14 protein-coding genes are annotated in these 18,617 nt (G+C 66.9%); 10 read left to right on the top strand and 4 right to left on the bottom strand.

Annotated features, from left to right (window positions below; translation table 11 throughout):
• Positions 1–74: 74 nt before the first annotated feature.
• From ASD67_RS13895 to ASD67_RS13860, 8 genes are all read left to right on the top strand, one after another.
• Positions 75–1,604 (top strand): tryptophan halogenase family protein, encoded by a 1,530-nt coding sequence (locus tag ASD67_RS13895; RefSeq protein ID WP_056348148.1) that lies wholly within the window; start codon positions 75–77, stop codon positions 1,602–1,604.
• 10 nt (positions 1,605–1,614) lie between these two features.
• Positions 1,615–2,334, top strand: a complete 720-nt coding sequence (locus ASD67_RS13890; RefSeq protein ID WP_056348147.1) for a SapC family protein — start codon at positions 1,615–1,617, stop codon at positions 2,332–2,334.
• Positions 2,327–3,358, top strand: a complete 1,032-nt coding sequence (locus ASD67_RS13885; RefSeq protein ID WP_056348144.1) for a cupin-like domain-containing protein — start codon at positions 2,327–2,329, stop codon at positions 3,356–3,358. The genes ASD67_RS13890 and ASD67_RS13885 overlap by 8 nt, the downstream gene beginning before the upstream one ends.
• The gene (locus tag ASD67_RS13880) at positions 3,355–4,851 is read left to right on the top strand and encodes a tryptophan halogenase family protein (RefSeq protein WP_056348143.1); all 1,497 of its coding nucleotides are present in this window, start codon (positions 3,355–3,357) and stop codon (positions 4,849–4,851) included. The genes ASD67_RS13885 and ASD67_RS13880 overlap by 4 nt, the downstream gene beginning before the upstream one ends.
• A gap of 73 nt (positions 4,852–4,924) precedes the next feature.
• Complete coding sequence (locus tag ASD67_RS13875) at positions 4,925–5,983, top strand: LacI family DNA-binding transcriptional regulator (RefSeq protein WP_056348141.1); 1,059 nt, start codon at positions 4,925–4,927, stop codon at positions 5,981–5,983.
• A complete protein-coding gene (locus ASD67_RS13870) occupies positions 5,976–7,169 on the top strand; it encodes an MFS transporter (RefSeq protein WP_056348139.1) in 1,194 nt (397 codons plus the stop codon). The genes ASD67_RS13875 and ASD67_RS13870 overlap by 8 nt, the downstream gene beginning before the upstream one ends.
• Before the next feature lie 88 nt (positions 7,170–7,257).
• Positions 7,258–9,744: a glycoside hydrolase family 3 protein gene (locus tag ASD67_RS13865; protein WP_056348556.1), complete on the top strand. Its 2,487-nt coding sequence runs from the start codon at positions 7,258–7,260 to the stop codon at positions 9,742–9,744.
• A 54-nt stretch (positions 9,745–9,798) separates the two neighbouring features.
• The gene (locus ASD67_RS13860) at positions 9,799–11,097 is read left to right on the top strand and encodes a sugar MFS transporter (protein WP_056348137.1); all 1,299 of its coding nucleotides are present in this window, start codon (positions 9,799–9,801) and stop codon (positions 11,095–11,097) included.
• Between the two features lie 3 nt (positions 11,098–11,100).
• Here ASD67_RS13860 and ASD67_RS13855 read toward each other — a convergent pair whose 3' ends face one another.
• The 3 genes from ASD67_RS13855 to ASD67_RS13845 form a co-directional block, all read right to left on the bottom strand.
• Positions 11,101–11,631: a DUF7010 family protein gene (locus ASD67_RS13855; protein WP_443028043.1), complete on the bottom strand. Its 531-nt coding sequence runs from the start codon at positions 11,629–11,631 to the stop codon at positions 11,101–11,103.
• 94 nt (positions 11,632–11,725) lie between these two features.
• Positions 11,726–13,222: a carotenoid oxygenase family protein gene (locus tag ASD67_RS13850; protein WP_056348133.1), complete on the bottom strand. Its 1,497-nt coding sequence runs from the start codon at positions 13,220–13,222 to the stop codon at positions 11,726–11,728.
• A gap of 107 nt (positions 13,223–13,329) precedes the next feature.
• The gene (locus tag ASD67_RS13845) at positions 13,330–14,976 is read right to left on the bottom strand and encodes a sulfatase-like hydrolase/transferase (protein WP_056348131.1); all 1,647 of its coding nucleotides are present in this window, start codon (positions 14,974–14,976) and stop codon (positions 13,330–13,332) included.
• 124 nt (positions 14,977–15,100) lie between these two features.
• Between ASD67_RS13845 and ASD67_RS13840 the strand changes: the two genes are divergently transcribed.
• Together ASD67_RS13840 and ASD67_RS13835 are read left to right on the top strand one after the other, a co-directional pair.
• A complete protein-coding gene (locus ASD67_RS13840) occupies positions 15,101–15,718 on the top strand; it encodes a TetR/AcrR family transcriptional regulator (protein WP_056348129.1) in 618 nt (205 codons plus the stop codon).
• Positions 15,715–16,632: a formylglycine-generating enzyme family protein gene (locus tag ASD67_RS13835; protein ID WP_056348127.1), complete on the top strand. Its 918-nt coding sequence runs from the start codon at positions 15,715–15,717 to the stop codon at positions 16,630–16,632. The genes ASD67_RS13840 and ASD67_RS13835 overlap by 4 nt, the downstream gene beginning before the upstream one ends.
• A gap of 164 nt (positions 16,633–16,796) precedes the next feature.
• On the opposite strand, the gene ASD67_RS13830 is transcribed toward ASD67_RS13835, so the two are convergent.
• Complete coding sequence (locus ASD67_RS13830) at positions 16,797–18,599, bottom strand: arylsulfatase (RefSeq protein ID WP_056348554.1); 1,803 nt, start codon at positions 18,597–18,599, stop codon at positions 16,797–16,799.
• Positions 18,600–18,617 lie beyond the last annotated feature (18 nt).

The raw sequence follows: 18,617 nt of genomic DNA, 5'->3' as shown, positions 1-18,617 counted from the left end.
GAGAGCCGCGCTTCCAATCGGGGCGCGGCTCTTTTGCGTGACGCGGGCCGGCGGGTGGCTTAGGAACGTTCCCAATGGCAAAAACGGTCGAGAGGGTGGTCATTGTCGGCGGCGGCACCGCTGGCTGGCTGGCGGCCGCGCGGCTCGCCGCGGCGCGTCCCACGCTCGACGTGACCCTGATCGAAGCACCCGACATTCCGACGATCGGGGTCGGCGAAGGCACCTGGCCGACGATGCGCGCGACGCTCGCCGCGATCGGGATTCCGGAGGGTGAATTCCTCGCGGCGTGCGACGGGTCGTTCAAACAGGGATCGCGCTTCGACGGCTGGGTCGATGGCGCGGTCGATGGCGCGGCAGACGATCGCTACCTTCACCCCTTCACCACGCCGCCCGCGCTGCCGACCGGCGAACTGCTCGCCGCCTGGCAGGCGACGGCGGCGGACAGGCCTTTCGGCGCCGCTATGACCGCGCAGGCGGCGGTCTGCGACCTCGACCTCGCGCCGCGCCAGCGCGCGATGCCCGATTATCAGGGCGCCGCCAACTACGCCTATCATCTCGACGCCGGTAAATTCGCGGCGCTGCTCCGCGATCATGCGACGCGGCGGCTCGGCGTCCGGCACCTTGCCGATCATGTCACCGCGGTGACGCGCGGCGAGGGCGATACCCTCGCGGCGGTCGCCACGCGCGCGCATGGCGAGATCGCGGGCGACCTGTTCCTCGACTGCACCGGACACGCCGCGCTGCTGATCGGCGGCGAACTGGGCGTCGAATGGATCGACCGCAGCGACACCCTGTTCAACGACCGCGCACTCGCGGCGCAGGTGCCTGTCGCCGAGGGCAGCGCGATCGCTTCGCAGACGATCTCGACCGCGCATCGGGCGGGATGGATCTGGGACATTGGGCTGCCGGGACGCCGCGGCATCGGCTGCGTCTATGCCAGCCGCTTCCTGGGCGACGACGCGGCCGAGGCCGAACTGCGCGCCTATATTGCGAGGGTCCTGCCGGGCGCGCCCGACGTACCGGTCCGCCGCCTGAGCTTCCCGACCGGCCACCGCGCGCGCTTCTGGCAGGGCAATTGCGTCGCGATCGGCCTGTCGGCGGGCTTCATCGAACCGCTCGAGGCCTCGGCGATCGTGCTGATCGAATTGTCGCTGAACGCGCTGATCGACAATTTCCCGGCCAGCGCGTCGGCGATGCCGATCCACGCCGAGCGCTTCAACACGCTCTTTCGCTATCGCTGGGATCGCATCGTCGAATTCCTCAAACTCCATTATCTGCTGAGCAAGCGCCCCGAGCCCTATTGGCTGGCGCAGCGTGACCCCGCGTCGGTCCCGCAACGCCTCACCGATATGCTGGCGCTGTGGCAGGAGCAGCCGCCATCGGCGTGGGATTTCCCGCAGGTCGACGAGATTTTCTCGGCCGAAAGCCACCAATATATCCTCTATGGCATGCGCCATCAGGTGCCGGCCGGGTTGCAGTCCAGCGACCGCGCGGTTGCGGCGCTCGCCGAGCAACGCCAGCGCGCCCGCTCGCTCGCCTCGGCGCTGCCGACCAATCGCGACTATCTCGATGCACTCACCGCCACCGCCACCGCGGCGGAATGAAGGAACCCGAATGACCATGCACGCCGCGCTCGACACCAACAGCCACCGCGACTTGCGCGTCCGCACCGACGCGGGCGCCGATCTGGGCGACGCGGTGATGGCGACGCTGACGGTGCCGAGCGAATTCCGCCAGGTGCAGGCGCATTATCCGATCCTGTTCCGCCGCGAGACCGGGCAGGAGGCGTTTATCGCGATGGCGCTGTTCGGGTTCGAGCCGGGCGAAAATCTCTATCTCGACGGCGCCCGCTGGGACGCGCGCTATCGCCCGCTGTCGGCCGCGATCCAGCCCTTTCTTGTCGGCCGCCCGGCGAACGGCGACGGGCCGGGCCAAGTGCATATCGACCTCGATCACCCGCGTCTGGCGGACGGCGGCGACGGGGTGCGGCTGTTCGACGCCGACGGCCAGGCAACGCCTTATCTGGAGGATATCGCCGAAAAGCTCGGCGCGCTCGACGAGGGGTATCGTGCCAGCGGCGATTTTTTCGCGGCCTTGCGCGACCATGACCTGCTCGAACCCTTCACGCTCGAGGTGACGCTCGACGACGGCGCGGTGAACTCGCTCGTCGGTTTCCACATCATCGACGAGGCGAAGTTGCAGGCGCTCGATGCTGAGACGGTCGGCAAGCTGCACGCCGCGGGGCATCTGATGCCGATCTTCATGGCGCTCGCCTCGCTCGCGCAGCTCGCGCCGCTGATCGCGCGCAAGAACCGCAGGCTCGGCCATGGCTGAACGCGACGGCGTGATATACAACCGCCTCGCGCGCGTGCCCGAGCGCTTATGCGATAAGGGGGCGGGGCTCGACGCGTTGCTGGAAGGCGCGCGCGAGCCCTTTGTCCTGCGCGGCCTCGTCGCCGACTGGCCGTTGGTCGCTGCGGCGAAGCGCTCGGCGCGCGACGCGCGGCGCTATCTGCTCGACCACGCGCGCGACCGGCCCTTCGCGGTGTCGATCGGCGCGCCGGGGCACGACGGACGGCTGTTCTACGACGCCGACATGGCGATGAATTTCCGCTCGGGCACCGGCAAGCTGCCCGACATCTTCGCGGGGCTGGACACCGCCGAGGAGCGCGGCGAAGCGCGCACCGTCTATCTCGCCTCGATCGACATTCCGGCGCATTTCGACGGCCTCGACGCCGCCAACCCGATCGACCTCGGCGACCGCGATCCGCTCAAGAGTATCTGGATCGGTACCAGAACGCGCATCGCGGCGCACAACGACTTCCCCGACAATTTGGCGTGCTGTGCCGCAGGCCGCCGCCGCTTCACTTTGTTCCCGCCCGACCAGTTCGCCAATCTCTATCTCGGCCCGATCGACAACACCCCGGCGGGGCGCGCGGTGAGCATGGTCGATTTCGACGCGCCCGACCTCGCGGCTTTTCCGCGCTTCGTCGAGGCGATGGCGCACGCGATGACCGTCGAACTCGAACCCGGCGACGCGCTCTTCATCCCGTCGATGTGGTGGCATCATGTCGAGGGGCTCGAACCCTTCAACATCCTCGTCAACTACTGGTGGCGCAGCACCCCGGCTTTTCTTGGCCAGCCGCAGGAGGCGCTGAACCACGCGATCCTCGCGATCCGCGACCTGCCCGACGCCGACAAGGCGATCTGGCGCGCCTTGTTCGACCATTATGTGTTCGAGAACGGCGCCGACGTCACCGACCATATCCCCGAGGCGGCGCGCAGCATCCTCGCGCCGCTCACCCCCGAAAGTGCCGGGCGCCTGCGCGCCTTCCTCCTGAGGAGCCTCAGCCGATGACCGACACCAAACAACGCATCGTCATCGCGGGCGGCGGCACCGCCGGCTGGATGGCCGCCGCCGCGATCGCGCGCACCATGGGCAACGCCGTCGATCTGACCCTCGTCGAATCCGAAGCGATCGGCACGATCGGCGTCGGCGAAAGTACCATCCCGCCGCTCGTCAACTACAACCGGCTGCTCGGGATCAACGAGGCCGATTTCATGCGCGCGACGCAAGCGACCTTCAAGCTCGGCATCTTGTTCGACCATTGGAAAGAGCCGGGCCACCGCTATTTCCACAGCTTCGGCCTCACCGGCAAGGACCATTGGTCGGCGGGGTTCCAGCATTTCTGGCTCCACGGCAGGACGCGCGGGCACGAGCAGAGCTACGACGAATATTGCATGGAACTCGTCGCCGCGCTGGAAGGCAAGTTCGCGCACCTGCCGAACGAGGGCATCAACTATGCCTATCAACTCGACTCCGGCCTTTACGCCCGCTTCCTGCGCCAGATGGCCGAAGCCGACGGGACCAAGCGGATCGAGGGCAAGATCGCACGCGTCGAACTCGACGGGACAAGCGGCGACATCGCGGCGCTGCTGCTCGACGGCGACCGGCGGATCGAGGGCGATCTGTTCCTCGACTGCACCGGTTTCCGCGCGCTGCTGATCGAGGGCGCGCTCCACGCGGGCTTCGACGACTGGACGCACTGGCTGCCGTGCGACAGCGCGATCGCGCTCCAGACCCCGAACGTCCGCCCGCCCGTGCCCTACACCCGCGCGATGGCGCACGACGCCGGCTGGCAATGGCGCATCCCGCTCCAGCATCGCACCGGCAACGGCCTCGTCTATTGCAGCCGCTACCTCGACCGCGACGCGGCGCTCGACCGGCTGCTCGGCAATATCGAGGGCGAGGCGCTGACCGAGCCGAATTTCCTGCGCTTCACCACCGGGGTGCGCCGCCGCCAATGGTATCGCAACTGCATCGCGGTCGGGCTGTCGAGCGGCTTCACGGAACCGCTCGAATCGACGAGCATCCATTTGATCCAGCGCGCGGTGCTGCGCTTCATCCGCATGCTGCCGCTCGGCAAGGTCAGCGAACGCGACATTGCCGAGTACAACGATCAGCAGATGCAGGACAATCTGCAGATCCGCGACTTCCTGATCCTCCATTATAAGGCGACCGAACGGCGTGACAGCGCCTTCTGGCGCCAATGCGCCGACATGCCGATTCCCGACAGCCTCGCGCAAAAGATCGAGCTGTTCCGTGAAACCGGGCGCGTCTTCCGCAAGAATGAGGAATTGTTCGCCGAGAACAGCTGGGTCCAGGTGATGATGGGGCAGGGGATCGCGCCGCAGAGCCATCATCCGATCGCGACCAAGCTCAGCGACGAGGAACTGGCGCGCTTCCTCGGCGGCATCCGCGACAATGTCCGCGACACGGTGGCGAAGCTGCCCGAGCATCACGCCTATGTCGCGCGCTATTGCGGCGCCGCGGTGCCGCAGGCGGCATGATGCGCGTCTGGCCATGCGGCGAAGTTGTCGCTAGCAGGGCGCGTTGCGCAGCTAGCGGGGATCGGACGATATAATGGGGCGTCGGCGGCAGTCGGTGACGATCAAACATGTGGCGGCCGATGCGGGGGTGTCGCTGCAGACGGTGAGCCGCGTCATCAACAACGAACCCAATGTCCGGCCCGAGATGAAGGAGCGCGTCCAGGCGTCGATCGACAAGCTGGGCTATGTCCCGTCGATTGCGGCGCAGCGGATGAGCGGCTCGCGATCCTATCTGATCCTCGCGATCAACGACCGCGAACGGACCATCGCCGACTGGAATGCGCGCGAAGGCACCGACTGGGTCGACCAGATGCTGTTCGGCGGCATGCTCAAATGCGCCGAGCTCGGGTACCGGATGATCTTTGAGCTCGTCGACACCCACAACGACCATGTTGAGCGCGAATTGCGCGCGATCATCGCCGCGCTCCAGCCCGACGGCGTCATCCTGACCCCGCCGCATTCGGACAATCCGCTGATCGTCGCATTGCTCCACCAACAGAAAATCCCCTTTGCGCGCATCGGCTCGCACGGCGGCGATGCCGGCATCGCGCTGACGATGGACGACGAAGGATCGGCGGCGCTCGCCACCCGCCATCTCGCCGCTCTCGGCCATCGCCGCATCGGCTTCATCTCGGGCTCGGTCGAATATGACCTCAGCCACTGGCGCATCGACGGCTGGCGCGCCGAGATGGCGGCGGCGGGGCTGCCGACCGACGGACTGCTCGCCGAGGGCGATTTCAGCGCCGCATCGGGCGAGGCGGCGGCGCGGCAGTTGCTCGCGCTTCCCGACCGCCCGACCGCGATCATCGCGAGCAACGACCAGATGTCGCTCGCGACGCTTGGCGTGGCGCGCGAATGCGGTCTCGACGTGCCGCGCGACCTGTCGTTGATCAGCTTCGACAACACCCCGATCATCCGCTTCACCCCGCCGGGGCTGACCGCGGTCGACCAGCCGATCGCCGCGACGGTGTCGCGCGCGGTCGAACTGATCATCGCCGCCCAGCGCGGCGAACCGCGCCCCACCGCGCCGACCGTCGTTCACGGCAGCCTGATCGAGCGCGGCTCGACCGCGGCGCCGTCCGCGAATGGCTGAGGACGCCGCGCCGCGCCGCCAGTCGACCGGTTTCCTGCTGCTCTATGCGCTCGCCGCCGCGGGCGGCGCGATCGCCTATGTGCCCTTCCTGACCATCTTGCTGCCGGTGCGGATGACCGCGCTCGCGGGGACGAACGACATTCAGGCGCTCGGCTATGTCACCTTCTTCGGCGCGATCGCGGCGAGTACGGGGGGCGTGCTGTTCGGCTGGCTCAGCGATCGCACCGGCAACCGCCGTGGCTGGGTGACCGCGGGCCTGCTGCTGACGATCGCGCTGCTGCTCGCGGTGCCGCTGGCGAAAGATGTGCCGTCGCTGATCGCGATCATCATCGGCTGGCAGCTCGCGCTCAACATGATGCTCGCCCCGCTCGCGGCATGGGCCGGCGATAGCGTCCCCGACCAGCAAAAGGGGCTGCTCGGCGGGCTGCTCGCCTTCTCGCCCGCGCTTGGCGCGGTCTCCTGCGCCTTCGTCACGCTGCCGGGCCTCGCCGACGCCGACGGCCGCCTCGCGCTCGTCGCGGTGCTGGTCGCCGGCGCGGTACTGCCCGTGCTGCTGCTCGGCCGGCCGCGCTCCTTTCCCGAACTCAATCGACCCGGCACCCCGGAACCCGAAACCGGCACGCCGCGTCCCCGGTCGATCGTCGTCCGCATGTGGAGCGCGCGCCTGCTCGTCCAGATCGCCGAGGCGGCGCTGTTCGCCTATCTCTTCTTCTGGTTCCGCTCGATCGAGCCGACGATCACCGACAGCGAGACCGCACAGCTGTTCAGCCTCGTGCTGACGATCGCGGTGCCGATGGCGCTGCTCGCGGGCCGCTGGGCCGACCGCACCGACCGCCCGATCCTGCCGCTAGCGATCTGTACGGGCATATTGACGCTCGGCCTCACCGGGATGGCGCTGGCCGAAACGCTGCTGGCGGCCAAGCTCGCCTATGTCGTCTTCGGGGTTGCCGCCACGATCTTCCTGTCGCTGCACAGCGGCCAGACGCTGCGGGTACTCCGGCGCCCCGACCGGCGCGGGCGCGATCTCGGCCTGTTCAACCTGACTAACACCGTGCCGTCGCTGATCATGCCCTGGCTCACCATTTCGCTGGTCCCGGGTTTCGGCTTCGATGCGCTGTTCCTGCTGCTCGCGGCCTTTGCGAGCATCGCGGTCGTCCTGCTCGCCACGATGCCGCGCCTGCGCTGATAGCGCAATCAAACAGGCGCTTGATTTCATTCACCCGCTATGCGAGAGGATGTTTGATAACGTTCACATAAGCGGAATGGGAGAGAATATGCGGCGACCTGCAATCGCGATGGCGACGGCGCTCCTTTTGACGGGCACGGCCAGCGCAGCGGCAGCACAGACCGGTGCGGCGGACGCCGCGACGGTCCATCCCGACCTTTGGCCGGCGGCGAAAAGCCCGGCCGCGATCACCGACGCGGCGACCGAAAAGCGCATCGACGCGCTGCTCGCGAAGATGACGGTCGAACAGAAGGTCGGCCAACTCGTCCAGGGCGACATCAGCACGATCACGCCCAAGGACCTCGAAACCTACCCGCTCGGCTCGATCCTGGCCGGCGGCAACAGCGGCCCGAACGGCAATGAGCGCTCAAGCGCCGCCGACTGGGCCAAGCTGGTCGGCGAATTCCGCGTGGTGTCGCTGAAGCCGCAGGCGAACGGCGTCGCCATCCCGATCATCTTCGGGGTCGATGCCGTCCATGGCCACAACAATATCCCCGGCGCGACCTTGTTCCCGCACAATATCGGGCTCGGCGCGGCGCGCGATGCCGAGCTGATCCAGCGCATCGGCGCGGTCACCGCCGCCGAAATCGCGGGCAGCGGCATCGAATGGACCTTCGCCCCGACGCTTGCGGTGCCGCAGGATCTGCGCTGGGGCCGCAGTTACGAAGGCTATGCCGCCGATCCCAGGCTCGTCGCCGACTATGCCAAGGCGATGGTCATCGGGCTGCAGGGTCAACTCGTCGCGGGCAAGGTGGTCGGCAAGGCGCATGTCGCGGCGACCGCGAAGCATTTCCTCGCCGACGGCGGCACCGACGGCGGCCGCGATCAGGGCGACGCCAGGATCGACGAAAAGGAACTGATCGCCAAACACGCGATGGGTTATCCCGCCGCGATCGACGCCGGCACGCTCACTGTGATGGCCAGCTTCTCAAGCTGGCAGGGGATCAAGCACCACGGCAACAAGGGGCTGCTCACCGACGCGCTCAAGCGGAAAATGGGCTTCGACGGCTTCGTCGTCGGCGACTGGAACGGCCATGGCCAGGTCGCAGGGTGCAGCGTCACCGACTGCCCCGCCTCGATCAACGCCGGGCTCGATATGTTCATGGCCCCCGACAGCTGGAAGGGCCTTTACGAAACCACGGTCAAACAGGCGAAGGACGGCACCATCTCCGCCGCGCGCCTCGACGATGCGGTGCGCCGCATCCTGCGGGTGAAATATAAGCTCGGGCTGTTCGATGCCGATCATGGCGGTCGCGGCGATGTCGCGGCGGTCGGCGCCCCCGCGCATCTCGCGGTCGCGCGTGAGGCGGTGGCGAAATCGCTCGTCCTGCTCAAGAACAACGGCAACGTGCTGCCGATCAAGGCGGGTGCCCGCGTCCTCGTGACCGGCCCCGGCGCCGACAATATGGCGATGCAATCGGGCGGCTGGACGATCAGCTGGCAGGGCACCGACGTCACCCACGCCGACTTCCCCAACGGCCAGACGATCTGGGAAGGCCTGCAGAAAGCGGTCGGCGAGGCGGGCGGCACCGCCGCGTTGTCGAAGGACGGCAGCTTCAAGGACAAGCCCGACGTCGCGATCGTCGTCTTCGGTGAGGAACCCTATGCCGAATTTCAGGGCGACGTCTCGACGCTCGATTACCAGCCGAACGACGCGACCGACCTCGCGACGCTTCAGAAGCTGAAGGCGGCGGGTATTCCGGTGGTCGCGCTGTTCCTCTCGGGCCGCCCGATGTTCACCAACCCCGAAATCAACGCCGCCGACGCCTTTGTCGCGGGCTGGCTGCCGGGGTCGCAGGGCGCCGGTGTCGCCGACGTCCTCGTCGCGGGCAAGACCGGCAAGCCTGCGCACGGCTTCACCGGGGTGCTGCCCTTCGCCTGGCCCGCCGACGCCGCCTCGCCGGTGAAGAAGCCGCTGTTCGCTGAGGGTTATGGCCTGAAATATGGCGAGACCAAACCGGTGCCGCCGCTCTCCGAAGACCTCGGCATCGACGTCGGCGCGGCGCTCAATGTCGAGAAATATTTCGCCGGTGGCCGCGCGCGGGCGCCGTGGCTGCTGTCGGTGACCGATGCCGGCGGCGCGCGACCGGTGGCCTCGCCGCCGCTCGCCAGCCCCTATGGCCATGTCGCGTCGCGCTCGGTCGATGTCGCGGCGCAGGAGGACGCCAAGAGCTTCACCTGGACCGGCCCGGGCTCGTTCAGCCTGTCGGGACCCAACGCCGACCTGTCGCGCCAGCTGAACAACAGCTTCGCGGTGCGGATCGACTGGCGCATCGACGCGGTGGGCGCGGGGCCGGTGCAGCTGTCCTTCGCCAACATCCCCTTCGATATCAGCGGGCTCGTCGCCGCCGCGCCCAAGGGGCAGGTGTCGACGATCAAGGTGCCGCTGCGCTGCTTCGCCGACGCCGGCGCCGATTTGACGCGCGTCGGCGCGGCGGTGGCGGTGCAGGCCGACAAGGGTTTTGCCGCGACGCTGCTGCATACGAATGTCGAGGCGGTCGGGGAGAATCTGCCTTGCCCGCCTCGGGGAAAGTGACCAGACCCGCACACGGGTTGGCGTAAGTCCAAAAAATAAATGGGGAGAGCTGAGATGGCATTGGCGCCGAACGTCGCGACGAGCGCGGACCCGAACACGGTCGAAAAAGCGGGCAAGGGTGGTGGCAGCGCGCTGGTGGTGCTGATCCTCGCCTTTGCGGTGTTCTTCCTGCTTGGCGGGGTAACGAACATCAACGACCTGCTGGTCGGCAAGTTCAAGCCGATGTTCCACCTGACGCACGCGCAGGCGAATTTGGTGCAGATGGCATTTTTCATCGCCTATGGCGCCTTTTCGATTCCCGCCGGCATCATCATGTCGAAGCTCGGTTATATCCGCGCCTTCGTGCTTGGGTTCGTCATCGTGGCGGCGGCCGCCTTCCTGTTCATCCCCGCGTCGGCGGCGGCATCCTACCCGGGCTTCCTCGCCGCGCTGTTCTGCATCGGCGCCGGCATCACGGTTCTGCAGGTGGCGATGAACCCGGTGATCACCACGCTGGGGCCGATCGAAACCTCGCACAGCCGCCTGACCTTTGCCCAGGCGTTCAATTCCGTCGGCGTGTTCGCGATGGTCTATGGCGGCGCATCTTTTCTGCTCGGCGATTCGACCCCGATCGACGCCGAGACCGCGACCGAGGCGCAAATTCAGGCCTATCGCGTCGCCGAGGGGGCGTCGATCGGCACCGCCTATATGTGGCTCGGCGTGCTGATGCTGGTGATCGCGGCGGTGTTCTGGATGTTCCGGTCGGCGCTCGACCATGCCAAGGCGAGCGATGTGAAGCTCGAGGGGACCTGGGGCCTGCTCACCCACAACCGCCGCGTCCAGCTCGGCGCGCTGTGCATCTTTGTCTATGTCGGCGCCGAAGTGGCGATCGGTTCGAACCTCATCGCCTATCTCGGCGATCCCAGCGTGATGGGACTGGGGCTTCAGGCCGCAGGCAAGCTGGTGGCGTTCTACTGGCTGGGCGCGCTCATCGGCCGCTTGCTCGGCGGTTTCATCCTGCGACTGGCAAAGCCGGGACGCGTGCTTGCGACCTTTGCGGCGGGGGCGATTTCGCTGATCATCCTGTCGGCGGTGACGACGGGCGCTTTGTCGGGCTGGGCGCTGATCCTCGTCGGCTTCTGCAATTCGCTGATGTTCCCGACGATCTTCAGCCTCGGGACCGAGGGGCTGGGCGAACGGACGCCGCAGGGGTCGGGCATCATGTGCACCGCGATCATCGGCGGCGCGATCGTGCCGTTCCTGTTCGGAACGGTGGCCGACATTGACATCCGGCTCGCGCTGGCGGTGCCGCTGGTCTGCTATGCGATCATCGCCGGGTTCGGGCTGTGGGCGGCACGCCAGGCGACCGCCTGACGGTCACGCGGTGGCGGCGTTCCACCGCGTGAACAGCCAGGCGCCGAACAGCAATTCGGCGCTACCGACCGCCAGCGTGATATGGACCGGCAGCGCCTCGGCCTGGATTGCGAAGCCGGTGCCGATCAGGAAGATCGCGCCGCCAAGCGCCCAATAGAGCCGGTCGCGATAGAGCGTCGCAAAGACGAAATAGCGCGCCCCGACGACGATCGCGAGTGCGGCGAAGGCGAAGGTCTCCGATGCGGGCAGCAGGCCAAACGCGATGAGCAGTCCCGCAAATAGCGGAAAGGTTGCCTCGAACCCGAGCAGTGACAGCGGATTGCCCTTCGACACCTTGGGCGCGCGAAACGCCCGCGCGATCAGCAGCGCCAGCGGAAAGATCAGCATCCCGCCGACAAAGATCGCGACATAGGCGTAAAAGCCGCCCCAGATGTACCAGGCGACGTCCGCCGCGAGCCAGGCCAGCCCCGAAACAAAAACCCCGGGCGCGCCGCCCAGATAGCCGCTGCGCAATTCATCCTGTGCCTGACCGATGTCGATGTTCGCCTCCTCTGACTGTGGATCCGGCGCTACGGGGAAACGCGCACCGTTTCAACGGGCTTGGCTCAGGCCGCGCGACAAGGCGAGATCAGGCGGCGAGGATATCGTTTTCGCCCATGCCGATATCGTCGCCGTTCGCCCACACGCTGTGGGTGCCCGCACAGATGCGCTCGGGCAGGATGATCCGGCACACCGGGCCCGCCGCGATATTCTTCGCGTCGATCAGCACGCATTCGGACTGGTCGGTTTCGAGGTCGGCGATGAAGGAGACGAGATAGCCATCATCCTCGTCCTTCGCATCGATCCGCGGTGCGAAGGGCGCCTCGCTGCCGAAACGGCCGGGACCAAATTCATATTGCTCGCTCGTCCGCGCCTCAAGGTCGTGTTTGACCAGCCCGCGAAACAGGAACCAGCCCGGCTCGGGGATCGCGCTATAGGCGTAGCGATAGCGCTTGCCGGCATAGCGCTGGTTGATCATCCCGAATTCGAGGTTGCGGTCGTCCAGCCGCTCTTCGCTCGTCTCGCCCGTCACCAGATCGAAGCGCCAGCGGTGAAGGCGCGGCTTGAGCAATTCCTGGTCGAGATAGGCCATCATCCGCTCGAACCCCTCGGGGGCGTTCGGATAGGATTTCGGCATCGGCTCTTCCTGATAATAGCCGTCGAGGATGATCTCGTCGCCGTCCTCCCACGCATTCAGCCAATGGAGTGTGTAGGTCGGTTCAGCCTCGAACCAACGGATATCCTCGGGGCTCCCGTGGCGGGGGATGATCGCGAAGCGGGTTTTTTCATCGGGGTGGAATTGCACGACGTGGAGCCGCTTTTCGAGCAGCTCGGGGCTCCAATAAAGCGGCATGTCGTTGAGGATCGCGTAGTTTTCGGTGAACGCCATGTCGTGCGGCAGGCGCGGTCCGGGCAGCGGCACCGGGATATAATGCTTCAGCTTATTGTCCGCGCCGACGATGCCATAATGCATGTACGGCGCGTGCTTCGAGTAATTGAAGAACATCAGTTCGCCGGTCGCAGGATCGACCTTGCAATGTGCCGAAATGCCGTCGAGCGGTACCCAGCTTTCGGTGCCATGCTGTTCCAGCGTGAACGGATCGAGCCGATACGCCTCGCCGCACTGATAGAATGTCGAGATGATCTTGCCCGCATGGATCGTAACGTCGGTCGAACTGCTGTCCTTCAGCCACTCTTGCGCGCCCCAGCCGTGCCGCGTCGACTTGTGCGGTGGCTCCATCAACCCCGCCCATAGTGAACGCCCGGCTTCCTTCTCGGCCTCGAACCCCTTGGTGCGGACGAAGCGGCTGCGATAGCTCGCACGCCCCCGTTTGAAGCTTATCGCATGGATGAACCCGTCGCCATCGAAGGGGTGATAGCGCCCGATCGGATCATGCACCTGATTCTCGCCGGTGCGGACATAGACGCCGTCGATGTCGGCGGGGATCGTGCCGATCACCTCGGCATCGCCATTGGCGAAGATCGCGTTCCATTCGTTGAACGTCGGCCGCCATGCGCCCCGCATATAGGGATGGTCGTTCGGCTGGATCGTGGACTCGATCGTCTCGACGAGCTCGGCGGTCATGCGATGACTCCTTCGGCGCGGGCAAGGCGTCGCCGCGCCACGGCGGCATCATAGTCCAAAATCAGGCGATCGACGAGAGCGGCGCCATCAGGGGGAAGGGGATTGCATCAATTCGTCCAGTACACATAATCCTGTCCGTCTTTCCACGGCGCGTTCTGCGGTACGTCGATCCGCACGGGGCCTTCGATCAGGCCCGGCCAGATCGGTTTCGTCATGCCCTGGTTCTGCGCCTCGATCATCGCGCTGAGCGCGGCGACGCGCCGCGGCTCGCGCGCCGACAGATCGGTCTGTTCGGTCGGGTCGGCCGCGAGATTATAGAGGCGCGTCTTCGCCGGCCGCTTCGTCACCTGCAATTTCCAGTCGCCCGCGCGCACCGCGCGATAGTCGCCCGAGCGCCAGAACAGCGCCTGCCGCTTCGCGGGTCCAGCCAATATGTCCTCGCTGTCGACCACCCGGTCGGCCGGCAGCTTCGCACCGGCGACCGCCGCGATCGTCGAGAAGATGTCGAGGTGACCGGTCGGGTCGGCCCGCGTCGAACCCGGCGCGATCGTCCCCGGCCAGCGCATGAAAAAGGGCGTGCGGATGCCGCCCTCGAAAAAGGTCGCTTTCCACCCGCGATACGGCGCATTGAGATGGTCGATCCCGGTGTACCAGGCGCCGCCATTGTCGCTGGTGAAGATGACGAGCGTGTTGTCGTCGATGCCCACCTCTTTCAGCTTCGCCATCACGTCGCCGATCCGCCGGTCGAGCTGCGCGATCATCGCGCCATAGACGCGGGTCTTCTCATTCTTGATCTGCGGCAGCTTGCCATACTCCTCGCGCGTCGCCTGCAGCGGGGTGTGCGGGGCGTTGAAGGCCAGATACATAAAGAAAGGCCGGTTCTTGTTCGCTTCGATCGCCTTTGTCGCCTCTGCGGCGAAATAATCGGTCATATGCCCCTTGGGGTGGAATCTCTTGCTGCCGTTGAAACTCACCGCGTGGCGCAAATTCGCCCACAGGAAGCGGTCGATGCGGTCCCACGGCAGCTTCGCGTTGACAACCTCAGGGTCATCCTCCGGCAAAAACATCGCCGCCCCGCCAAGCACCGCGAGGCTTTCGTCGAAGCCCTGGTTTTGCGGTTGCAGGGCGGGAGACTCGCCCAGATGCCATTTGCCGATATGCAGCGTGTGATAGCCCGCCGCCTTTACCGCCTCGGCGATCGTCACCTCGCTCGCGGGAACGCCCATGTCGGGATAGTCGGGGATGTCGGGGGTGATCAACTCCCTGTGGAACACCGGCCGCAGCGGTCCGATCGCGTCGCCATGCGCCAGATTCTCGGCGAACTGGACCGGCACGGCGGTAAATTCGAAGCCGAAGCGCGTCGGATAGCGCCCCGTCATCATCGCCGCGCGCGACGGCGAACAGGTTGCGTTGGCGGCATAGGCGGTGGTGAAATTCATCCCCTCGCGTGCCAGCGCATCGATATTCGGGGTCTTGACGATCCCGCCGGCGACCCCGCCGCCGTTGAGGCTGATGTCGTTAAACCCCAGGTCGTCGGCGACGATCAGGATGATGTTCGGCGGCCGTTTCGTTCCCGGCGGGGCGGCGGGTGCGTCCGCGGGTCCCGCGGCCCATGTCACGACATGGTTCGGCTGCACGGGGTCGCGCCAGTCCTGGACCAGCCCGGGCAGGCGATAGCTGTTCGCCTGATATGCCCAATATCCGCCAGCCCCCAACAGCGCGAGCACGCTCAGCGCCGCCCATCTTTTCTTCATAGCCCCACCCGCTCCACGGTTGCCGTCGATGTTATGGCACTATATGTGTCATTATATGATGCGCCATGCAAGATCGTTCGGCGCGGCATTGACCCGGGCGTCAAGCTGGGCCAGCGGGGACGCCATGGCAACGAAAACCAAAGCCAGGATCGACGCCGACGCCGCGCCGCGGGTCGACGGCCGCCGCGAACGCAGCCGGTCGAGCCGCGCGCGCATCGTCGCCGCGATGCTTGACCTCATCGACCGCGGCGATCTGTCGCCGAGTGCGGCGCGCGTCGCCGAGGAAGCGGGGGTGGGGCTGCGCACCGTGTTCCGCCAGTTCGACGACATGGACACGCTCTACCGCGAAATGTCCGAAACGATCGCCGAGCGGGTGATGCCGATCGTCGTCGCGCCTTATGCGGGCAAGGACTGGCGCGCCGACGTGCGCGACCTTGCGGCACGGCGTGCCCGCGTCTTTGAAACGATGCTGCCCTTCCGCCTCGCCGCCAATATCAAGCGCTATCAGTCGCCGTTCCTGATGGGGCAATATGGCCAGGTCGTCGCGCTCGAACGCGATCTCCTGTTCCGCCTGCTCCCCCACACCATGATTGCCGACCGCGTCGGCCGGGAGGCGCTGTGCGTCGCGCTGTCGTTCCAGACCTGGCGCGCGCTGCGCCACGACCAGGGCTTGCTGGTCGACGAAGCCGGGGCGGTCGTCGCGCAGATGGTCGAAGCGCTGATCGCGGGGGCGGCGCGATGAAGCGGGCCGTCCTGACCGCATCGCTGGCACTGGCCGGGTTGCTCGCCGCCTGCGGCGACAAGCCCGCCGACGAGGTCGCGGCGACCTCGACGCCGACCTGCCCCGCGATGCCGAAAGCGGACTATGTCTGGATTCCTGGTGCCACGTTCGCGATGGGCGCCGACGCGCATCTGCCCGAGGAAGGCCCGGAGAAACAGGTCAAGGTCGCGGGTTTCTGGATGGCGACCCACGAAGTGACGAACGGCGAATTCGCCGCCTTCGTGAAAGCGACCGGCTACAAGACGCTCGCCGAGCGCGACCCGCCGCCGCTGCCCGGCGCGCCGCCCGAGATGCTGGTGCCCGGCGGCGCGGTGTTCACCGCGCCGACCGACGGCAACCCGAACTGGTGGCGCTGGGTCGTCGGCGCCGAGTGGCGCCATCCCGCCGGACCCGACACCGCGATCGACGGCCGCGACCGCGAACCGGTGGTGCAGATCGCCTATGACGACGCGCTCGCCTACGCCCGCTGGGCGGGCAAGGCGCTGCCGAGCGAGGAGCAATGGGAACTCGCCGCCGCGACCGGGGGCGCCGACCGCAATGTCCCCATCGTCGACGGCAAGCCGCAGGCGAATTATTATCAGGGCGTTTTCCCGGTCCGCGACATGGGCACCGACGGCTTCACCAGCCGCGCCCCCGTCGCCTGCTTCGCCGCCGACAAGCATGGGGTGCACGACCTCATCGGCAATGTCTGGGAATGGACCACCGGCGCGATCGACGACGAAAGCAATGTCATCAAGGGCGGCAGCTTCCTGTGCGCCGCCAATTATTGCGCCCGCTACCGCCCCGCCGCGCGCCAGTTCCAGGAACGCTCGCTGGGCACCGACCACATCGGCTTCCGCCTGATCGACACGACACGCCCGGCGCCGGCGGGGTAATTGGGTAGCGCGCGACCGCGCCGGGTCGCTAACCGGGGCGGACATTCCATTTCATCGTCATCCCGGGCTTGACCCGGGACCCGCCTTCCTTCTGTCGCCGTCGGATCAAAGACAAGGCAGGCCCCGGGTCAAGCCCGGGGTGACGAAGGCAGGACCTCCCGGATTCAGCGCGAACCCGATGTCCGAACCCGCCTGCGCCGCCGCCAGCCCCAGATCAGCGCCACGATCGCCAAGATCCCGCCGCCGAGCCAAAGCCCGGCCTTGATCGCGCGCTTCTTGCCCTGCTTCTCCCACGCATAGGCGTTGATCTGCGCATCGGCGGTATAGCCCGCGGGCATGTCGAGCACGCCATTGGCCTTCGCATAGGCGCGGTAGTCGGCCATCATCGCCTTGAACCGGTCGGGCATCGCCGCCGACAAATCCTTCGTCTCGCCCGGATCACTCTTCAGGTCGTACAGCCGCCAGCTGCCGTCGCCGGTCGGCGGCAGGTTGCGCACCAGCTTGTAATCGCCGCGAAACAGCGCGGCATTGCCCGACAGCTCATACCCCAGCGGATCGTCGCCATGCACGCTGCCTGCCGCGCCGCCGAGCATGGGGACGAGGCTGCGGCCGGTGACGGGCTCGACCGCGCGGCCTTTCCAACTGCCGCCATGCCCGGGCACCCCGGCCAGCTCGGCGAGCGTCGGCAATATGTCGGTGACATGCGCCAGCCCGCCGTTGATCGCGCCGGCGCGGATCTTCGCATGGGCCGGCCAGCTCACGATCAGCGGCACGCGCAGACCGCCCTCGGTCGCGCTGAACTTATACCCCGACAAAGGCGACACCGCCGCGCTCGCCCAGCCCGGGCCGATCGCCGCAAAGCTGCCGCGCCGCCCGATGTTCGCGGTCGCGGTGTCGTACTGCATGTTCAGGAACAGCCGGTTGCGCGTGCTGCTGAACGGGTTGATCGGCTCGGCGCCATTGTCCGACAGGAAGACGAAGATCGTGTTCTCATATTGACCGCTGGCCTTCAGATGGTTGACGAGCCGCCCGACCTCGCGGTCCATCGCGGTCGCCATGCCGGCATAGGCCTGCATCACCCGCACCGCCGCCGCGCGCTCCGCGGCGTCGAGTTTGGCCCAGTCGGGGGTGGTTGCCATCGTCGACATCGGCGCGCCCGGGGGGACGATGCCCAGCGCCGCGGCGCGCTTCGCCCGCGCTTCGCGCAGCGCGGTCCAGCCGTCCTTGTACATCGCCGAATAGCGCGCGATGTCGCCGTCGGGCGCCTGTATCGGGATATGGTTGGCGAGGAAATTGATCGACGCGAGGAAGGGTTTGCCGCTCGCCCGATCGGCGTCGATATAATCGATCATCTTCTCGACGACGAAGGTCGAGGAATAGAAGTTTTTCGGCAGCGTCGCCGGCTTACCATTCTCGGTCCAGGCGGCGGTGTCGTACATGCCCTCGATCGGCCGCTGTTCGAAATTGTCGGCACCGGCATCGGCGAGGCTGAAGGCGCGATTGTAACCGCGCGCCTCGGGCAGCCGCGTCGCGTCGCTCCCCAGATGCCATTTGCCGGTGAGGTATGTGTTGTATCCCGCCGCGCCGAACAATTCGGCGATCGTCACGACGCGGTGGTTCATCACCGTGTCGTACCCCGGCTGGCCGCGATGCGCGTCGGGGATCGTCTCGGGCATGTTGCCCAGTCCGTTGCGGTGGTTCATCACCCCGGTCTGCAGCATCGCCCGCGTCGGCGAGCAGCTTCCGGCGGCGTGAAAGTTCGAAAAGCGCATGCCCGCATAGGCGAGCGCGTCGATATTGGGGGTCGCGAACTCGGCGCCGAACGACCCGACGTCGCTGAAACCCCAGTCGTCGGCGAGCAGGATCACGATATTGGGATGCTTCGGGGCGGGAGAGGGGGCAGGGGCCGCCTGCACCGGCGCCAGCATAAACGCGGCGGCCAGTGCCGCCATTCCCCGCCTCTTCATCGCGAATCCCCCTCCGAT

Origin of the sequence: Sphingopyxis sp. Root1497 (assembly GCF_001427085.1) — a bacterium.
Classification (GTDB): Bacteria; Pseudomonadota; Alphaproteobacteria; order Sphingomonadales; family Sphingomonadaceae; genus Sphingopyxis.
The sequence above is the reverse complement of the archived record's forward strand: the minus strand, read 5'-3'. Positions and strand labels throughout refer to the sequence as shown.